Consider the following 16,713-nt stretch of genomic DNA (forward strand, 5'->3'; position numbering starts at 1 on the left):
AAACTTAAGCAACCTCACGCATATCTACAGCAACAACTTTTGAAACACCTTGTTCTGCCATTGTAACACCATAAATTATGTCAGTACTTGCAATAGTACGCTTATTATGGGATACAATGATGAATTGAGAGCGATCAGAGAATTCACGGATGATATTATTGAACTTATCAATATTTGTATCATCAAGAGGAGCATCCACCTCATCAAAAATACAGAATGGGGCAGGTTTCAATAAATATAGGGAGAATAAAATTGCAGTCGCGGTTAGCGTTTTTTCTCCTCCTGATAATTGATTGATCGATAATGGTCTTTTACCTTTTGGTCTTGCTATGATATCGATATCAGATTCTAATGGATTTGTTGGATCCGCTAAAATTAAATCGCAACTATCTTCTTGATTGAATAATGAACGGAAAACCTCAATAAAATGTGTTCTAACGCTCGTAAATGCTTCCATGAACTTTTCCTTTGCAGTATCATCAATTTCTTTGATAGTCTGTAAAAGTGAGGCTTTTGCTTCTGAAAGATCCTTTTTCTGCGATTGAATGAATGTATAGCGCTCATTCATCTCTTGGTATGCTTCCATCGCCATCGGATTGATAGCGCCATATTCATCAAGTTGTTTCTTTAATTTTTCAGTTTTTTCACGAAGTTCTTGTTCATTTTCAGTCTCCTGCGCTTGATTGATCTCGTCATCCAAAAGTTCAGCAATATCAATTGAAAACTCGACAGATAAACGTTCTTTTAATGCGTTCAATTCAAGTTTTATAGCTGTTTTTTGATCTTTTAACTCATTACTTATTAAATCAGCTGATTCTTTGTTTTTACGGAGCGTACTAATGTTTTCTTCAATCTCAGTAATTTTACCTCTAGAAGCATAAAACTCTTGCTCTGAGTCTCTCAAGGCAATTTCAAACTCTTCTTTTTGAGCATACATCGCAATTAAATCTTCATCAGAATGATCTGCATGTTGTAATGATTCTTTTATGCTTAAATTGGTTTTTTCAAGCTCGCTCGTATTACTTTCTATTTTAGTTTCGAGTGATTTTTGCTGACTTTCTCTGTATTCCAGATCCTTCTCAATGCTCGATACTTTATTTTGCTGTTGATGAAAACGGATATTTTCCTGATTAAACAAACCTGACTTATTGCTTAATAGTTCGGTAAGTTCATTGTATTCTTGTTGGAATTGTATTAATTGGACCTCTTTATCGCTCTTTTTGATTTTTAATTCAGCCAAAAGTGGCTCAGAAGTCAATAATTCAGCACTTATACTTGAAATTTTTTGTTCAATGTCTTGCTTTCTATTTAGACTATTTTCAATAAATGCTAGGTATTGTTCTTGTTTTGTTTTTACAGAAGTAAACTCATTACTTAGTTTATTAATCTCAATTTGAAGGAGGTTAATTGTATCTTTTTGAGATGATTCACTCTGATTTTTAAGATTTTCTTCTTCAATTTCAATTTCCGACTTTAACTTAGTCAAGCTGGCTTCTGTGCTACTAATTTCTTTTGAAAGCTTTTCCAGATTTTTAGCACGCCCAATTCTTTTCCCTTCAAATAAACCTACAGAACCACCAGACATGCCAATTCTGTTTTTTGAGAACATCCCTGATTTACTGAGAATTACAAATTGTTCTTCCGGTAGAGCAGATTTAATTTCTTGTTCATCACCAGTTTCTAGAAGATATACGTTGTTTAAAAGGATTTCACAAAGCGGGCGATACTTAGAGTCGGTATCGATTATATCAAGTGCTGATATTAAATTCGTTCCGCTTAATTTTTCAGAATTTGACTTGGTTTTTTTACTTAGCGCATCTAAAATAAAAAAGTTTGCTCGTCCTCTAGAAGAATCGTTGAGTAATTGAATGGCCTGAATAGCCTCCGCCTGTGTTTCAACAACATAATGGTTCATTACAGGTTCCAAGTAGTTTTCAATAGCTATTCTATACTCTTCACGACAGAATAAAATATCTGAAAATAGGGGAGCTTGTTTTGCCCAGCCAGCATTTTTCTTCAAGAAACGAATAGATTCCGGAAAACCTTCCAGATTATCAACCATTGATTTAGTTAAATTATACTCGTTTTGCTTGGAATCGAGCTTACGGCTTTCCTGGTTTAAAGTCTCCTTTAATTCTTTTAATTTTTCTGTGCTTCGCTGAATTTGACGGTTAAGCTCGTCCTCAAGCTCTTTTTTATTATTATATTCTTTTTGCTTGATCTCTAAATTACCACCAATTTCATTAATTACTTTATTAAATTCATTGAGTTCAGTTTCTTTAGAAATAGTGTCCTCCATATTTCGGTTAGCTTCCTGAAAAAGTGCTTCCTTTTGAATATTTAGGATGGCAATGTCTTTTTCAAGCTTATAAACCTGATTTTGAAGGTCAGTATTTTCTTTTGTATAAGAATCTAATTGCGCTTTTGATTTTTGTTGGTTCTCTCTAAGTCCGTTTATTTCTAATTGCTGAGTCGCTAAAGAACTTTGTAATTTATTAAGGATTTCACTTTCTTGAAGATGTTCTTCATTCAATCGTTTTTGATTGTAAAAGACGTGGTTAAGCTGGTTTTTGTCTTTCTCTAACTCATCGCTTAGGCGAGTCTTTTTATCTTCTAAAAAGCGTAATTGCTCGTTTTTTAATTTTTTGTCGCTTTCGTAGTTTCTGATTTTAGCAATAAAATCGTTACTAGCTTTTTGCTGTACAGAAAGATTTTTTTCAAGTTTTAAATTATCAAGTTTTTGTTGTTGCAATAAGGCTTCCAAATTGCTTATTGCTGTGCTAATTCCTGAATTGCCTAAAGCATGTTCCTGTTCTTTATCTTCAAGTCTTGAAAGCGATTCCCTAAATCCGATAATACGAAAAGAGGCTAGAAGGATGCTTAAATTTTTGTATTGCTCTTTCAGTTTGAAATAACGCTCAGCCTTTTTTGCTTGATTTTCAAGTGTTTTGAGGTTTTTTTCGATTTCAAAAAGTAAATCTTCAACGCGACTTAAATCAGCTTCTGTATCTTTTAATTTGTTAAATGTCTGTTTTTTTCGTAACTTATATTTAGAGATTCCCGAAGCTTCCTCAAACAAAGCACGTCTTGAATTGTCTTTATTGGCAATGATCTCATCTATCATTTTAAGCTCAATGATAGAGTAGGAGTCTGAGCCAATTCCTGTATCAAGAAAGAGGTCTGTGATATCTTTTAAACGACAAGCAACATCATTTAATCGATACTCACTTTCGCCTGATCGATAAAGTTTTCTAGTTATGGTAACTTTTGTAAAATCTGTTGGTAGGATGTTTTTTGTATTGTCGAAGGTTAAAGAAACCTCTGCTAAATTGGATGCTTTACGATTTTTTGTTCCATTAAAAATGATGTTTTCCATCTTTTCGGAACGTAGCATTCTGGTACTTTGTTCGCCTAAAACCCAGCGTATGGCATCAACAACATTCGATTTTCCGCAACCATTAGGGCCTACAATTGCTGTAACGCCTTCGTTAAAGTTAATAGTGATTTTATCACCAAAACTTTTAAAACCTTTGATTTCCAGTTGGGTAAGTTGCATTTTACTATTTTCGCTTTGTGCGAATTTGAATTTTATTTAGGGGCACAATTTAAGAAATATTACAGAGCATTGCGATATTTTTTAGCATTAGAATCGATAAATCTTTTTTTGATGGGCAATTTGCTATCTTAGAAAGAAAAATAAATTAACAGGTTATATTTATAATATTATGGAATACAGACGATTAGGAAAATCTGGTTTAAGAGTTAGTGCACTTTCTCTTGGAAGTTGGTTAACTTTTGGTAATCAGATTGAAGATAAGGTGGCCGAAGAGTTGATGGATGTGGCTTATGAAGGGGGTGTTAACTTCTTTGATAATGCAGAAGGTTATGCAGGTGGGAAGTCAGAGATTGTAATGGGTAATATTCTGAAAAAGAAAAATTGGGATCGTAGCTCTTATATAGTTTCTAGCAAGATATTTTTTGGAGCAGAAGAAAAGAAGCCCAATATGATTGGACTTTCAAAGAAACATATTTTTGAAGGGACACATAATGCACTGAAACGACTTCAATTAGATTATGTAGATTTAATTTATTGTCATCGCCCGGATAAGGAAACACCCATAGAAGAAACTGTATGGGCAATGCATCAATTAATTCAGTCAGGAAAAGCACTTTATTGGGGAACATCGGAATGGAGTGCTTTAGAAATTATGCAAGCACATTATTTTGCCGAGAAAAATCATTTAGTGCCACCCGTAATGGAGCAGCCTCAGTACAATATGCTTTGGCGTGAAAAAATTGAAAATGAATTTTTATTATTATTTAGAGATTTCGGAATGGGCACCACTATTTGGAGTCCGCTAGCTTCTGGTTTACTCTCAGGAAAATATAATGATGCTGATCCTAAAGATACACGCTTTAGTATTGAGAGTCTGGAATGGCTTAAAAACAGGCTATTGGTTGAAGATAATATTAGAAAAGTTAAGCTTTTAAAAGGAGTAGCTGATAAATTAAATACCACTCTTGCTAAATTGGCTATTGCTTGGTGTCTTAAAAATCCTAATGTAAGTACTGTCATTTTAGGAGCAACAAAAGTTAGTCAGCTAAAAGAAAATTTAACCGCAATGGAAATTTTACCTTTATTAAATCAGGAGATAATGGATGAAATTGATGTGATTACTGGGACAAAACCTCAGATTACTGTAGTTTAAATCATTGTAATTTTCAATTATAAAAAAAGCAATCCGATTGGATTGCTTTTTTTATTTAAGTCAATATTAAACTTGAGTAAGTTTGAAAGTGTCTTTTACTCGAATACCTTTTTCTGTTTCTTGTAGAGTACAGCATTCATTAATTGGATCATGCTCTAAGAAAAGAATATAATCATTTTTTACCGCTTCTGCAAGAAATTCTTTCTTTTCCTTTAAAGTTTTGAGAGGAAACATATCGTAGGCCATCACGTATGGAAGGGGAATATGCCCGATAGAAGGCAGTAAATCAGCCATGTACAAAATGGTTTTGCCATGATATGAAATCTGTGGCAACATCATAGAATCGGTATGGCCAAATGCAAACCGGATTTTAATATTATCGGTAAAATTAATTCCATCAACACAGTCAATGAATTTTAATTTTCCACTTTCTTGTATAGGCAATAAGTTTTCTTTTAGGAAAGAAGCTTTTTCACGATCGTTTGGTTCGATGGCCCATTGCCAATGATTAGAATTGCTCCAGTATGTGGCATTTTTAAAGGCTGGGACTAAAGTGCCATCTTCAAGTTTATCGATAGATCCGCCGCAATGATCAAAGTGCAAATGGGTTAAAAAAACATCAGTAATATCATCTTTTGAAAATCCATTTTTTGCTAAAGATTTTTCAAGAGTATCATCGCCATGTAAGTAATAATGTTTTAAAAAGCGCTCATCTTGCTTATTTCCGATGCCATTATCAATAAGTATTAATCGATCGCCATCTTGTACTAGAAGGCATCTCATGGCCCAAGTACACAGATTTAATTCATCTGCGGGATTAGTCTTTTGCCAAATAGATTTTGGTACTACGCCGAACATAGCACCTCCATCTAATTTAAAAAAGCCTGTTTCGATCGTAAATAACTTCATTAATAATATTTTACAAGTGAATTACTTCACCATATGCATCAGCTGCAGCTTCCATAATTGCTTCACTCATGGTAGGGTGAGGGTGTACCGTTTTAACGATATCCATGCCAGTAGTTTCTAATTTTCTAGCTACAACTACTTCAGCAATCATTTCAGTAACATTGGTTCCAATCATGTGAGCGCCGAGGAATTCACCATATTTAGCATCAAAAATCACTTTCACAAAACCATCTTTAGCACCTGCAGCACTTGCTTTTCCGGATGCAGAGAATGGGAATTTTCCTACTTTAATTTCATAACCAGCTTCTTTTGCTGCTTTTTCGGTGTATCCAACAGAAGCAATTTCTGGAGAGCAATAAGTACATCCAGGAATATTATTGTAATTTAAAGGCTCAGGATGATGTCCAGCAATCTTTTCAACACAAATAATTCCTTCAGCAGAAGCAACATGCGCAAGAGCTTGTCCTTTAACAATATCTCCAATGGCGTAAACACCTTCTATATTGGTCTTATAGAAATCATCAACTTGAACACGACCTTTATCTACTGTTATACCAACTTCTTCTAATCCTAAATTTTCTAAATTGGTACTAACACCAACAGCCGAAAGAACAACATCACATTCTATAACTTCTGTCCCGACAGCATTCTTAACGGTTACTTTGCATGTTTTACCGCTTGTATCAACCGACTCCACATTGGTTCCAGTCATTATATTAATTCCAGATTTTTTGAAGCTTCTCACCAATTGTTTTGAGATATCTTCATCTTCAACAGGAACGATATTATCAAGGTATTCAACGATTGTAACTTTAGTACCAAGAGCATTATAAAAATAAGCAAATTCTACTCCAATTGCACCAGATCCTACAACAACCATCGATTTAGGTTGTTCAGCTAATGCCATTGCTTGACGGTATCCAATCACTTTTTTACCATCTTGTTTTAAGTTTGGTAATTCACGTGAACGACCTCCAGTTGCCAAAATAGTATATTTAGCGGTATATTCTTTAGTTGAGCCATCAGCACCAAGAACTTCCACTTTTCCACCTTTCTTTATTTTACCTGTGCCCATGATGACATCGATTTTATTCTTTTTCATCAAGAATTGAACACCTTTGCTCATCCCTTCGGCAACAGCGCGACTTCTTTTTATGATTGCTCCGAAATCAGCCTCAGAACCTTGAACTTTGATTCCATAATCAGCCGCATGTGTTATATATTCGAAAACGTTTGCACTTTTTAATAATGCTTTTGTGGGAATACAACCCCAATTTAGACATATTCCACCCAGAGATTCACGTTCAACAATGGCAACTTTAAGGCCTAATTGAGCTGCTCTTATAGCTGCTACGTAACCACCTGGTCCACTTCCGATAATAATGATGTCGTAATTCATATATATTAATTGTAGTACAATTGAAAATTAATGCAAATCTAATAAAATACTCAAGGGCTTGAAAATATTTATAAAGTCTTGTTATAAATGTTGAAAAGATTAAAATGTCGATAACTATTCGAAAGATTTAATAATTACTTAACATTGAAATTGTTGTGATTGATAAAAGGTCTGTATATTTGCGGCGATTAAAATAACCAACCATTTAAAATCAACTTTATGAAGAAAATTCTACTCCTAACACTTGTTGTGTTATCCTTTGTGTTTGATGCATCAGCACAGGTAACAACAAGTAGTTTATCGGGTACTATTCGTGATTCAAAGGAATCACTTATTGGTGCAACTATTAAGGCTACACATCAGCCTACTGGGACTGTTTACGGTTCATCTTCCGGCGTTGATGGAAGATTTAACATCCTTAACATGCGTGTGGGTGGTCCTTATCTTATTCAAGTAACTTACGTTGGATATCAATCGGAGTCCTTTAGTAATGTTATACTTAATTTAGGTGAGCCATTTGTTTTAAACGTCACATTAAAGGAATCAGGTAATCAACTTCAAGAAGTTGTGATTACTGCACAAGATCCTAATTCGGTTCTTAATGCTAATAGAACTGGAGCCACTACAAATATTGGTCGTGCTCAAATTCAATCATTACCTACTATTTCTCGTAGTGTAAATGATATTACTCGTCTAACACCACAAGCAAATGGAACTAGCATTGGTGGTGGAAATTATCGTTCAAATAATTTTTCTGTAGATGGAGCGAATTTTAATAATCAATTTGGTATAGGTTCAAACATTCCTGCAAATGGTTCTCCAATTTCTATCGATGCGTTAGAACAAATTTCTATCAATGTTACTCCTTATGATATTCGTCAGTCTGGTTTTACAGGAGGTGCGGTGAATGCGGTTACTCGTTCTGGGGGAAATAAATTTTTCGGTAATGCTTTTTACACCATGCGCGGTGATGACCAGCAAGGTAAAAAAATTGGCAATTATACTATCCCAACTTTACAAAAATTTGATGAGAAAAACTTTGGCGCTAGTTTTGGTGGACCAATCGTTAAAGATAAATTGTTCTTTTTTGTCAATGCGGAATTTAAAAAAACTACAGCTCCTGGTTCTCCTAGAATTGCAGCTACTCCACAACGGCCTTATGGTTCAATTTCTACAGTTACAAGAACTACTGCAGATTTTATGAATTCCGTGAGTTCATATTTACTTGATACCTATGGTTATAAAACTGGTATTTATGAAAACTTTAATAATATCAGTAATAATGACAAATTATTTGCTCGCTTAGATTGGAATATTTCCAAAAATCATCGTTTAAGTGTTCGCTACAATCAAGTAGAAAGTCAGACACCGAACTCACCAAGCACTTCAGTTTCTGGTTCAGCTATTACCGGTAACTTAACTTATGGAAATGTTAGATCTGGTTTGAATAATAATGCTGGTTTACCTTTTCAGAATACAAATTATTATCAAGCAGCTAACTTATACAGTTCTACTGCTGAGTTGAACTCTAACTTTGGTAGTAAACTAACTAACACATTGCGTGCTACTTACTCTCATCAAAATGATCCTAGAACTACTGATAGTTCACCATTCCCAATGGTTGATATTTTAGATGGTACGCAATCAGCTACAAGCGCAGGAAATGTTTTAACTACTTTTGGTTATGAAGCTTTTACTTATGGTAACCTAAGAGATGTGAAAAGTTACACTTTTAGCGACGAATTAGGTTTGGCTCTAGGTAAGCATAATTTAACTTTAGGATTGCAAGCTGAATTTAGTACTACAAAGAACGGTTTTCAACGTTATGGTGCCGGATTTTATACTTTCAAATCATGGTCTGATTTTGTAGGTGGAGCACGTCCATTACAATATTCAGTTACTTATCCGTTAACTGCTGATGGCTCACAAGCTTTCCCATCATTTAAATTTTCACAATACTCAGCTTATTTGCAAGATGAGTTTGCAGTTTCCGACGCATTAAAATTAACTGCTGGAATTAGATTTGAACAAGCTACATATCCAGGTGTTGATGAGATTAGAACTCATCCTTTGGTTGCAGCTCAAACTTTTGCTAATGGACAAAAGGTTAATACTGGAGAGCTTCCAGCAGCTAGAATGAATTATTCTCCTCGTTTCGGTTTTAACTGGGATGTGAAAGGTGATCGTTCATTACAAGTACGAGGAGGTACAGGTATTTTTACAGGACGCGTTCCATTTGTATGGATAGTTTCTCAATCTGGTGATGCTGGATTATTACAGTTTACTCAAACTTACTCTGGTTCATCAACTCCATTTTTTAATCCGAGTACAGCACCAAACCTTACTTCTACTAAAGGAGCAGCAGGAACTAGTATCCCTGGAACCATTAGTGCGATGTCAAAAGATTTAAGATTCCCTCAAACTTGGAAATCTAGCTTAGGTGTTGACGTAAAATTACCTTGGGGTATGGTTGGTACCATAGAAGGTATCTATGGAAAAGATTTATATGCTGCAACCGCTCAAAACGTAAACTTAAAAGATCCAACAGTATTCAATTTTACAGGTTATCCTGATAGTAGACCATTTTATGGAAACTCTACTAATTTGAGACAAGTTGTAAATATCACTTCTGCTGGAATTCCTTCTTCAACAGGTACTTCTGCGTTAAATGTTGTTAAAATGACTAATACTAAAGGAGGTTATAACTGGATGTTAACAGCTCAATTGACTAAGCAATTTTCAAAAGGCTTATCTGTTATGGCTGCATATACCAAAACGGATCAACGTAACTTTGGTGATGGAAGTGGAGATCAATTGTTGAATTTATGGTCTATTCCACAAACATTCAGTAATGCAAATTCTCCTACTTTAAGTTATTCTAGTAATTTAAATCCTGATCGAGTAATTGCATCACTTTCTTACAAGAGAGAATACTTTGATAATTTAGCAACTTCAATCTCTTTATTTTATGAAGGATCTCAACAGGGAAGATTTTCTTATACTTATTCTTCCGACTTTAATAGAGATGGTCAAAGTAATGATTTGATTTATATTCCTAAGGCAGGTGAAATGCCAGCCTCATCATTCCAGGCAATTCCAGCTAATACTTCTGGTTATAGAGCGGCTGGTTATACTGCTCAAGAGCAAAGTGATTTATTTGAATCTTACATTCAACAAGATAAGTATTTGAGTAAAAATAGAGGCTCTTATGCTGAACGTAATGGAGGAACTTCACCTTGGAGAAATCAAGTTGATTTTAGATTAACTCAAGAAATCTTCAAAGATGTAAATGGTGCTAAAAATTCAGTACAATTTACAATGGATGTATTTAATTTAGGTAATTTGTTAAATAAAAATTGGGGTAATGTCAATTTTGTAAATAATAGAGAAATTTTAGTTCCTCGCAATGTGGACCTTATTTCTTCAACTACAAAACCTATATTTAGAATGGCCGCTGCCAATGGTGATATAGTGAAAAGTACTTTTGGTACTTCTCAAACCATTTCATCAACATATTACATGCAATTTGGTATTCGTTACAATTTCCAATAGTATATAATTACTAAAAGCCCGCTTCCATACGAAGCGGGTTTTTTTTTGCCCAATTTTTTCCTGATATTTTATATTAACATTCTAGAGCTTACATTTGTATAACCAATATAATAAACCATAATTATGAAGAGACTTAAATATACATCAGTACTACTGATGGCCATTTTACTGTTTTTAGCCCCGCCTTTAAAAGCCGACGAAGGAATGTGGCTTCCAATGCTCATTGGAAAGAACTATGAACAAATGAAGAAGCAGGGTTTTAAATTAACTCCTGAAGATCTTTACAGTGTAAATAAAGCAAGCATTAAGGATGCTATTGTTTCTTTTGGAGGTTTTTGTACGGGTGAAATTGTTTCGAAAAACGGATTGGTTTTTACTAATCACCATTGTGGTTATGATGCTATAGCATCTAACTCAAGCCCCGAAAATAATATTTTGGATAATGGTTTTTATGCTAAATCTTATCAAGAAGAAAAACCAATTAAAGGACTTTTTGTAAGATTTCTTGTCCGCATGGAAGATGTTACTCCCCAAGTTATGGCAGCTATTGCCGGAGTAAGTGACAAAGATAAAGCAGCTAAAATAGTTGAAGCAACTAAGAAAATTACAAGTGATGCAATTGCTGCTACAAGTTACGAAGCTGATGTGAGAGATGTTTATAAAGCAAATCAATACCTATTGTTTGTTTATGAAAGATTCAATGATATTCGTTTAGTAGGTACTCCTCAACAGTCGATTGGCAAGTTTGGTGGTGATACTGATAATTGGGAATGGCCTCGCCATACGGGTGATTTTTCAGTGTTTCGTGTTTATGCAGATGCAAATAATAAATCTGCCGCATACTCTGTAAATAATAAGCCTTATACACCTAAAAAATCTTTACCCATTTCTATAAAAGGAGTTAAAAATGGTGATTTTTCTATGGTTTATGGTTTTCCTGGACGCACAGATCGTTATTTAACATCTCATGGTGTTAACTTAGCAATAGAGAAAACAAATCCCACTACTGTAAAACTTCGTGATATACGTTTAAAAGCTTGGAAAGAGGAAATGGATAAAAGTGTTGATACTAGACTTAAATTATCTTCTCTTTATGCAAATATTGCTAATTACTGGAAATACTTTATCGGTCAGACAGAACAATTAAAACGCTTAAAAATTGCTGACGAAAAAGTAAAGCAAGAAGTTGAATTTACGCAATGGTCTGCTGCTTCTCCAGTTAATTCACAGCTAATGGATTCATATAATAAGGCCTATAAAGCCTATGAGCCTTTTGCTGTTCACATTACCTATGTAAATGAAGGATTATTAGCCTCTTCATTTGTACGTAATATAAATCAAGTGGCTAGTATGCTCAAAGCAATGAATACTCGTAAAGAAGATGCTGCATTTCAAACTCAAACGAAGCAAAACTTTAATTCATTGGTAGATAATTATCAAAATACCTATTCTGAAATTGCCGACAAGAAAATTTTAGCTCAGATTCTAACATCATTCTATCAGGATGTTCCTAAATCTCAGCACCCTAAATTCATTTCACAAATTCTAATTGATTTTCCTAATGCTAGTCCCGCTGAAAGTTTCAATAGCTTTGTAAATAATTTATGGGAAAATAGTAAGCTAGTGAACCCTGAAAAACTACGTCAGTTTTTACTTAACCCAAGTTCAGATGTTTTAGAAGCTGATCCAGCTTATCAGTATGCTAAAAATTTAGTTCCACAAGAATATATTAAAAATAACTTCGGGACTGTTTTAGCTGATTTTCAAGTAGAGAAAAATCGTTTGGATAATTTGTATTTAAAAGCGCTATTAGAAAAAAATAAAGGTGTTTTAACATATCCTGATGCAAATTCTACAATGCGTATTAGCTATGGTGCTATTCAGAATTATAGTCCCAAAGATGGAATTACCTATGATATTAATACAACTATTGATGGAATGGTTGCCAAATATCAACCAGGTGATGATGAATTCGACCTTCCTAAATCATTGCTAGAGGCTTATGAAAATCGAAATTTCGGTCGGTATGTAGAAAATGGTACTCTTCCTGTAGCATTTATTAGTAATAATGATATTACTGGTGGTAATTCAGGTTCCCCAGTATTAAATGGAAATGGTGAGTTAATAGGTATAGCTTTTGATGGTAATTGGGAGGCAATGAGCGGTGATATCGCTTTTGATAAGCAATATAAGCGTACCATCTCAGTTGATATTCGCTTTGTTCTTTGGTGTATCGAAGTTTTAGGTGGAGCAAAGAATATTATCGATGAACTTGATATTAAAACAAACAAATTACCGGTTCCTAAAAATAAATTAATAATGAATTAATTCTCAATAAAGAATTATAGAAATTATAAAAAAAGCCTTTTTGATTATTCAAAAAGGCTTTTTTGTGCAATAAAATTACTGAGACTGGAGAATGTTATTGGTAAATAAACTCTCCGTATGGCGATTTGATTGTGACTTGTTTTCCTTCAAATTTTTCAACTCGGCCAATAATTTGGGCATCCACATTAAAACCTTTTGAAATTTCCATAATTGATTCGGCAATTTCTTCAGGTACATAAAATTCCATTCTGTGACCCATATTAAAAACTTTATACATCTCACGCCAATCAGTCCCAGATTGCTCCTGAATAAGACTAAAAAGAGGTGGTACTGGAATCATATTATCTTTAATGATATGCAAATTATTGATGAAATGAAGCACCTTGGTCTGTGCACCACCACTACAATGTACCATACCATGAATTTTATCACGATATTGATCTAGAATTTTCTTAATTATTGGCGCATAGGTACGAGTAGGAGATAGGACCAGTTTTCCAGCTGTAATGCTTAATTCATTATTATAATTGCTTGCTGGTATTGAAATTAAATCCTTCAAATTTTTACTTCCCGAAAATATCAATTCATAAGGAACTGCAGGGTCGTAGCTCTCTGGGTATTTTTCTGCAATGTATTTATGAAAAACATCATGTCTTGCAGATGTTAATCCATTAGAGCCCATTCCTCCATTATATTCACTTTCATAACTTGCTTTACCTGATGATGATAATCCTACAATGACATCACCGGGACTAATTTTCTCATTACTAATGATATCAGCTCGTTTCATTCTGCAGGTTACGGTAGAATCTACAATTATCGTTCTAACGATATCTCCAACATCTGCAGTTTCGCCACCAGTAGAATAAATTCCTATGCCAAGCTCTCTTAATTCAGCCAATATTTCTTCTGTGCCATTAATAAGCTCAGCAATAACTTCGCCTGGTATTAAGTTCTTATTTCGTCCAATAGTTGATGAAAGTATAATGTTATCTGTGGCACCTACACATAGTAAATCATCAAGGTTCATAATGATAGCATCTTGAGCAATTCCTTTCCATACAGAGATGTCGCCTGTTTCTTTCCAATAAATATAGGCTAAGGAAGATTTTGTACCTGCACCATCGGCGTGCATGATGTTGCAATAAGCCTCATCAGATCCTAATATATCTGGTATGATTTTACAAAAAGCTTTAGGGAAAATTCCTTTATCGATGTTTTTGATGGCATTGTGCACATCCTCTTTATCAGCTGAAACGCCGCGCTGGTTGTATTTAAGATCTGACATTCCTTCAAAAATAGTAATTGTATTCTTAATTATTTAAAACCTCTACAAATTTAGCTTTTCATTTGCTAGTTCAGGTATTTTATAATGTTTTTCTAATGAATAGAAAACAGCTTGGTCTAAAATAAGAAAGTCCCCATTTTGAGGACTTTCTTATTTTTTATTAACTTTTAAATCGATTACTTAAGGAACAATAATTCTCTGAATTTAGGTAATGGCCATTTAGAATCATCAACTAATTGTTCTAATTTATCTACATGATATCTGATTGGGTCAAAGTAAGATTTTACTTTTTCATCATAAGCGATTGATTTATCTCTAATATCTTCGATATTGTTAGCTTTTTTACGCTCATTAACCATTTCTAGGTTAGCTGTTCTAATAAAATTAACGTGTCCAGAAATTTTCTTTATAATTTCAAGCTGCGCAGCATAAGTATCTTCACTTAAACCAATTTCTTTTAGGCCTTTAACATTTTCAATCAAAGTGGTTTGATAGTTAATAGCTGTAGGAATTATTACGTTATCAACTAAATCACCCATTACTCTAGCTTCGATTTGAAGTTTTTTGAAATAGCTTTCTAAAAGTATCTCATGGCGTGCATGCGACTCACGTTTGCTGAATATTCCTGTTTCTTCAAATAATTTATCTGTTTTAGGATCTAATAGAACGTCTAATGCTTTAGGAGTGGTTTTGATATTTGATAAACCTCTCTTTTTTGCTTCTTCAGCCCACTCATCACTATAACCATTACCTTCAAAACGTATAGCTTTTGATTCTTTGATATAACGTTTAATGACAGTCATGATTGCGACATCCTTTTTCTCACCCTTCTTAATCAATTTGTCAACCTCAACTTTGAACTTGTTTAACTGACTAGCTACAATTGTGTTTAGGATGGTCATTGGATTGGCTGAATTCGCTGAAGAACCTACCGCACGTAACTCAAACTTATTACCAGTGAAAGCTAATGGAGAAGTACGATTACGATCTGTATTATCCAATAAAATTTGAGGTATTTTAGGAATGTTGGTCCATAATGAAGGCTCCTGCTTCATCTTATTTGTTACCCTCGATGATTCAATCTCATCCAATAGATCGTTCAACTGAGAGCCTAAAAACATTGAAATAATGGCAGGAGGTGCTTCGTTTGCACCTAATCTATGATCATTATTAACAGAAGCTATTGAAGCACGTAAAAGATCTGAATATTCAAAAACAGCTCTGATAGTATTTACAAAGAATGTAAGGAACATCAAATTGTTTTTAGGTGTCTTACCAGGAGAAAGCAAGTTTTTACCTGTATTTGTTATCAGCGACCAGTTATTATGCTTTCCAGAACCATTAATACCAGCATAAGGTTTCTCATGTAAAAGCACTTTAAAATTATGTCTTCGAGCTACCTTATCCATTAAATCCATTAGCAATGAATTATGGTCGATAGCAAGATTCATTTCTTCATATAATGGAGCACACTCAAATTGCGATGGTGCTACCTCATTATGACGAGTTTTTAAGGGAATACCAAGTTTGATAGCCTCAGCTTCAAAATCCTGCATATAAGCTAATACACGCTCTGGTATTGATCCAAAATAATGATCATCGAGTTGTTGATTTTTCGCAGACATATGTCCGAAAAGTGCTCTTCCCGTTAAATATAAATCTGGTCTTGCGTTAAATAAGGCTAAGTCAACTAAGAAATATTCTTGTTCGATACCTAATGAACTATTAATCTTATCTATGTTTTTGTCAAAATATTGTGCGACAGAAACAGCAGCTTTATCCATTAAACTAATTGCTTTCAAAAGAGGAGCTTTATAGTCTAATGCTTCACCTGTATAGGATACAAATACAGTCGGAATACATAATGTAGTACCAATAATAAACGCAGGAGATGATGGATCCCATGCTGTGTAACCTCTTGCCTCAAATGTACTTCTGATACCACCATTAGGGAAACTTGATGCATCAGGCTCTTGCTGTGAAAGAGCTTCTCCTGAAAATTTCTCTAATCCCTGACCATCAGATCCTGGTTCAAAAAAAGAATCATGCTTTTCTGCAGTAGTACCTGTTAAGGGCTGAAACCAATGGGTATAATGACTTGCACCCTTTGACATCGCCCAGGATTTCATAGCTGAAGCTACTTGTTCTGAAATACCCCGATCAATTGGAGTTCCAGAATTAATAGATTCAACGATGCTGTTGAAAGCCTCTTTAGATAAATTATCTTTCATTTTCTTCTGATCGAAGACATTGCAACCGTAAAAATCAGATAATTTTGAAGAAGGCATTTTTACTTCAGGTATTGACCTTGAAAGTACTGAGTTAAGTGCTTGAAATCTTAAAGTGGACATTTTTTAGCTTATTTTGAAATTAATTCTATAAAATTAAAAGAATTAAATCATATTTTCTAAAATTTTAACTAAAATTTGAAAATAAAATTCATTTTTTATCTAATTTATAAATAATTGGGATCATTATTTATGTTTTTTAATGATTTATTAAAATTATTGACCTAATAATTGAAAATA

8 protein-coding genes are annotated in these 16,713 nt (G+C 34.0%); 3 read left to right on the forward strand and 5 right to left on the reverse strand.

Going from position 1 to position 16,713, the window contains the following annotated elements:
- Positions 1–4: 4 nt before the first annotated feature.
- Positions 5–3,556: a chromosome segregation protein SMC gene (gene smc / locus QZ136_RS07635; protein ID WP_291402091.1), complete on the reverse strand. Its 3,552-nt coding sequence runs from the start codon at positions 3,554–3,556 to the stop codon at positions 5–7.
- A 169-nt stretch (positions 3,557–3,725) separates the two neighbouring features.
- On the opposite strand from smc, the gene QZ136_RS07640 reads away from it, so the two are divergent.
- Entirely contained in the window at positions 3,726–4,709 is a 984-nt protein-coding gene (locus tag QZ136_RS07640; protein ID WP_291402093.1) for an aldo/keto reductase, read from the forward strand.
- A gap of 66 nt (positions 4,710–4,775) precedes the next feature.
- Here QZ136_RS07640 and QZ136_RS07645 read toward each other — a convergent pair whose 3' ends face one another.
- Both QZ136_RS07645 and lpdA read right to left on the reverse strand, forming a co-directional pair.
- On the reverse strand, positions 4,776–5,618 hold the full coding sequence (locus tag QZ136_RS07645; protein ID WP_291402095.1) for an MBL fold metallo-hydrolase: 843 nt from the start codon (positions 5,616–5,618) through the stop codon (positions 4,776–4,778).
- 10 nt (positions 5,619–5,628) lie between these two features.
- Positions 5,629–7,017: a dihydrolipoyl dehydrogenase gene (lpdA, locus tag QZ136_RS07650; RefSeq protein ID WP_291402097.1), complete on the reverse strand. Its 1,389-nt coding sequence runs from the start codon at positions 7,015–7,017 to the stop codon at positions 5,629–5,631.
- 219 nt (positions 7,018–7,236) lie between these two features.
- Here lpdA and QZ136_RS07655 point away from each other — a divergent pair, with 219 nt between their 5' ends.
- Positions 7,237–10,569, forward strand: coding sequence for a TonB-dependent receptor (locus QZ136_RS07655; protein ID WP_291402099.1), 3,333 nt, complete (start codon positions 7,237–7,239; stop codon positions 10,567–10,569).
- 123 nt (positions 10,570–10,692) lie between these two features.
- Positions 10,693–12,897 (forward strand): S46 family peptidase, encoded by a 2,205-nt coding sequence (locus QZ136_RS07660; RefSeq protein WP_291402101.1) that lies wholly within the window; start codon positions 10,693–10,695, stop codon positions 12,895–12,897.
- A 94-nt stretch (positions 12,898–12,991) separates the two neighbouring features.
- Here the strand turns inward: QZ136_RS07660 and QZ136_RS07665 are convergent, their stop codons facing one another.
- Positions 12,992–14,185: an AIR synthase related protein gene (locus QZ136_RS07665; RefSeq protein WP_291402102.1), complete on the reverse strand. Its 1,194-nt coding sequence runs from the start codon at positions 14,183–14,185 to the stop codon at positions 12,992–12,994.
- A 176-nt stretch (positions 14,186–14,361) separates the two neighbouring features.
- Positions 14,362–16,536 (reverse strand): glutamine synthetase III, encoded by a 2,175-nt coding sequence (locus tag QZ136_RS07670; protein ID WP_291402104.1) that lies wholly within the window; start codon positions 16,534–16,536, stop codon positions 14,362–14,364.
- Positions 16,537–16,713 lie beyond the last annotated feature (177 nt).

Source organism: Daejeonella sp. (genome assembly GCF_017495225.1).
Classification (GTDB): Bacteria; Bacteroidota; Bacteroidia; order Sphingobacteriales; family Sphingobacteriaceae; genus Daejeonella.

What these genes read in the sequence shown, in the direction of transcription:
- smc (WP_291402091.1), bottom strand. Translation starts at nt 3,556, where the DNA reads ATGCAACTTACCCAACTGGAAATCAAAGGTTTTAAAAGTTTTGGTGAT.
- QZ136_RS07640 (WP_291402093.1), top strand. Translation starts at nt 3,726, where the DNA reads ATGGAATACAGACGATTAGGAAAATCTGGTTTAAGAGTTAGTGCACTT.
- QZ136_RS07645 (WP_291402095.1), bottom strand. Translation starts at nt 5,618, where the DNA reads ATGAAGTTATTTACGATCGAAACAGGCTTTTTTAAATTAGATGGAGGT.
- lpdA (WP_291402097.1), bottom strand. Translation starts at nt 7,017, where the DNA reads ATGAATTACGACATCATTATTATCGGAAGTGGACCAGGTGGTTACGTA.
- QZ136_RS07655 (WP_291402099.1), top strand. Translation starts at nt 7,237, where the DNA reads ATGAAGAAAATTCTACTCCTAACACTTGTTGTGTTATCCTTTGTGTTT.
- QZ136_RS07660 (WP_291402101.1), top strand. Translation starts at nt 10,693, where the DNA reads ATGAAGAGACTTAAATATACATCAGTACTACTGATGGCCATTTTACTG.
- QZ136_RS07665 (WP_291402102.1), bottom strand. Translation starts at nt 14,185, where the DNA reads ATGTCAGATCTTAAATACAACCAGCGCGGCGTTTCAGCTGATAAAGAG.
- QZ136_RS07670 (WP_291402104.1), bottom strand. Translation starts at nt 16,536, where the DNA reads ATGTCCACTTTAAGATTTCAAGCACTTAACTCAGTACTTTCAAGGTCA.